This window comes from Desulfobotulus pelophilus (assembly GCF_026155325.1).
Classification (GTDB): domain Bacteria; phylum Desulfobacterota; class Desulfobacteria; order Desulfobacterales; family ASO4-4; genus Desulfobotulus; species Desulfobotulus pelophilus.
On the sequence record NZ_JAPFPW010000048.1, the window covers coordinates 1 to 3,517 of the forward strand.

General features: G+C 36.1%; 4 protein-coding genes and 1 pseudogene. 1 reads left to right on the forward strand and 4 read right to left on the reverse strand.

Going from position 1 to position 3,517, the window contains the following annotated elements; genetic code table 11:
* Positions 1-194, forward strand: a pseudogene (locus OOT00_RS15795) (integrase core domain-containing protein); the annotation flags it as partial.
* Between the two features lie 200 nt (positions 195-394).
* On the opposite strand, the gene OOT00_RS15800 reads toward OOT00_RS15795, so the two are convergent.
* From OOT00_RS15800 to OOT00_RS15815, 4 genes are all read right to left on the reverse strand, one after another.
* Positions 395-1,468 carry an ABC transporter ATP-binding protein gene (locus OOT00_RS15800; RefSeq protein WP_265426388.1) on the reverse strand — a complete coding sequence of 358 codons (1,074 nt, stop codon included), beginning with the start codon at positions 1,466-1,468 and terminating at the stop codon, positions 395-397.
* A 26-nt stretch (positions 1,469-1,494) separates the two neighbouring features.
* Entirely contained in the window at positions 1,495-2,382 is an 888-nt protein-coding gene (locus OOT00_RS15805; RefSeq protein WP_265426389.1) for a sulfotransferase family protein, read from the reverse strand.
* Positions 2,379-3,182, reverse strand: coding sequence for a hypothetical protein (locus OOT00_RS15810; RefSeq protein WP_265426390.1), 804 nt, complete (start codon positions 3,180-3,182; stop codon positions 2,379-2,381). Before OOT00_RS15810 ends, OOT00_RS15805 begins: the two co-directional genes overlap by 4 nt.
* Positions 3,183-3,294: 112 nt before the next feature.
* Positions 3,295-3,517 (reverse strand): IS3 family transposase (locus tag OOT00_RS15815; RefSeq protein ID WP_265426391.1); only part of this gene is annotated, 223 nt, incomplete at its 5' end.

The following is a 3,517-nucleotide window of genomic DNA, read 5'->3' on the forward strand; positions in this document are numbered from 1 at the left end:
CGAAAACTCCTTGAGCCGCAGGAGAAACTGTTACGACAACGCTCCTATTGAAAGCCTTTGGGGTGTACTGAAATCATCATCGACGCTACGAAACCCGGCAGGAAGCCATACGCCAGATTACAACCTACATAGAAATCTTTTATAATCGGCAACGACGGCAGAAGAGGCTTGATTATCTCTCTCCTGCATCCTAGAAAAATAATTTTTCAAAGAGCAGCAGGCGGCTTACATATTTTGGTGTCCGCTATTGACGACCGACCCCATTAATCCAGGTAAAAAGCAGGGACACCTCATGGAGAAATCCTGCCCTCAAAGCTGCCTGAAAAATCAGGCTTCCGGTGACATCTATCTTGACACTTGCCGTAACTGTGGTGTTCGATAATTTCAACTTACCTCAATCATCAATACCCGTATCTGAATCATTAAAATTAAAACAAATAAAACGTCTATATCTAGATATTTGGGGATAAAACCTATTAATCCCGGTTAAAATCCTATTAATAGCGCCCAGCTGACTCAAAGAAATCTTTAGCGAGATTAAAAACGCTATCGTTGACGCCCATTGTGGTTCAATGAACAATGATTGTCGAATCAAAACAATCAATATGATGAAAATTCCAAATGCCATTAAAACATTGCTAATAAACGAACTTTGCGGCGCACCTTTGAGTCGTTCTTCGAGTGTTTTATATCTATTTACAATAGTCCTAGAGCTAAAAAAAAGCTTTATTTTATCCTTTACCCTATCCTTAGAATCAGCTTCGTTTGATAAAGAACAAGCATCAAGAAATGAAATAAGTTGTTTTTTTTCTAAATTAGATCGCATATTATAATTTTCTAACAACACAGACTGCTTAGCAGCATTTTTACTGACAAGATACTGAAAAAAAAGTGAAATAAGGACCACAGCTCCTAGAATAAAAGTCAAACGTGTACTGATATATAGCATAGCAGGGACAGCAATAACCAAATAACATACAGGCTTCAACAAATTAAATACCATAAAGAGTGCACGACTATAGTATCGAGCATCACCTATCGCTATTTTAGAAATACCTGTATTCTTAAGTTTTTCTGTAGCTAAAAATAAAAAAAAACTTTTTTTTTCATACGCCAGAAAAGCCCTTTGAGAACAAAATCGTTCAAAAAGAACTCTTAATTTAATCTTTTGCACATCTGAGTAAAAGATCAACCATGCTGATAGCAACAACAAAAAGAAAGCGACTGTTGTAAAAACAAAAAAGACTTGAAATGAATCTCGCGCTACTATGCTATAATCTAAAATATTAATTGGCTTTCCACTCTCTAGATGAAAAATGTATTGCAGAAGAACCCAAAGTGCAGCTACTTGCATCGAGACACCAACAAAATCTGCAAAAGAAACAAGCAGTACCTTATTACGGTATCTCAGTAAAGAATCACAAATCATCCAATAAAAAAAATCTATATATTTTTTTATTGTTTTCACGTTATGAAGACCCATCGTTATCAGGATTAATCAATATAGCCAAACTCAAGCAAATAACTTTTAGCCATGGTGTTAAAAATTTCAATTTCTTTTAAGCTCAAATCTTTTTTATACCGACCTATTGCATTTTGATTAATTGGATTAATTACTGTATTTATACTGGGGTGATTATATGAATTTCTATATAAACTGTGATCATATTCATGATGGTATAAAACTCTATCTTCCCAATCAATATTTAAAAAATCTGTTATCTGATGGATTGATTTCTGAGGATAGCGGACTAGGTCTTCGTACTTAAGCTCCAGCAGGCTGCCATTAGGAGTTACTCTAGACCTATCTATTAATTCCTTCCAGCCTTTTGCTGCATCTTCAATACTTTTATATCCCCAACTTCCATGGTCTCTCATCTGTGAAGCAGCTACATCTCTTCCATCTCTCACGATATGAACAAATTGAGCCTCTGGCCAAATCTCTAAATATTTATTTGATATTTTTATATCTTTCATAATTTTAATACCCCAACGTTCTGCATGAGAGATGTTTATCAGATAACTGCTCATCTCATCAATCAAAACAGCCCTCTCTTCAAATTTAATCATTTCATAATTGTTCAAAAAAACAACCTTATTTATCATGGCCTCTAAAATCTTTTCATCTATTCCAAACCTTTTACACCTTACAATAAAATTAACGGCATTTTTATAGTATTCGTTTTTTTTAAGCCCTAGTAGATCTCCTTTCATCAATTCCCATTGTTTTAAACAGCCAAGTATATAACTACTTAAATTTTTAGGGCCTCGAAAATGAAGTTCAGGACCCACAATTAATTTGCTATGAGAATTTAAAATTAAGGAGAGCAAGGTTGTTCCTGACCTTCCATCTCCACCTATAAAAATTGGATTCCGTTTCATTTTTGCATCATATCCTTCTCACTGATTACTAAATACGTCGGTCTAAACAAGGTTCTTTTCTTCCACCGTATCAATCCTTCTCCACCCTGATTGTATCCAGCATAACACAAATATGACAGTCCTTTCGCATAGCCAGACTCTTTTTTTAGCAACCATTCTAGTATATTAAAGTGCAAAGCATACATAATCCCTTTATTCAAATACTCTCCATGCCCAAGAATCTGTCCATACAAAGCATAATTTCCATTCCTCCTCAATCTAATATATGCAAAAAGCTTCTCACCAGTTTCAACAACTCCTTGACAGTGTCCATTCTTTTTCATAAAAATGCCCCACCATAAATCGAAATGAAGTGGGCACTCTGGCCATTGGAAATTCAGTCTTTTTTGAGGAGGGCCACCGAAATCCTGCACAGTTCTTCTATAGGGTTCACTCATTTTACGCCCGCATCGAACCTCTTTCGAATGGTTAATTTCAACAATATCAGGAATAAACAAACGTGGATTAAATGGCTTAGAATAGAATCCTTCTCGTTTTGATTTATGTGACTTACGGAATGAGTTTCCCTTATGAATTTTTTTTGCCTCAGCTATATAATCTTCAAAATTTTTATAGCTTTCTAAGTCAATCACTGCAGTTTGTATTTGATCTGGCAACTCTGGTTCTTCTTTTATCCTAAGATATTTTTTCCCGATAAGCTTTTTTTGCATTTCTTCCTGATGCCACAAGCAGATAGTATCATTTACACATAAACCTTCATTAAGATTTGGCTTTATTAATACTAGCGGTTGATTTTTCATCTAATTGTTTCCCTCAAAAATGGTAAGGCCAACAAATATTCGGCAGGTGTCATGGGCCGATCGTGAATAGCGGACACCAAAATATGTAAGCCGCCTGCTGCTCTTTGAAAAATTATTTTTCATAGGATGCAGGAGAGAGATAATCAAGCCTCTTCTGCTGCCGTCGTTGCCGATTATAAAAGATTTCTATGTAGGTTGTAATCTGGCGTATGGCTTCCTGCCGGGTTTCGTAGCGCCGATGATGAACCAGTTCGTTTTTCAGTACACCCCAAAAGCTTTCAATGGGAGCGTTGTCGTAGCCGTTCTCCCTGCGGCTCATGGATGCCCGCATTGAA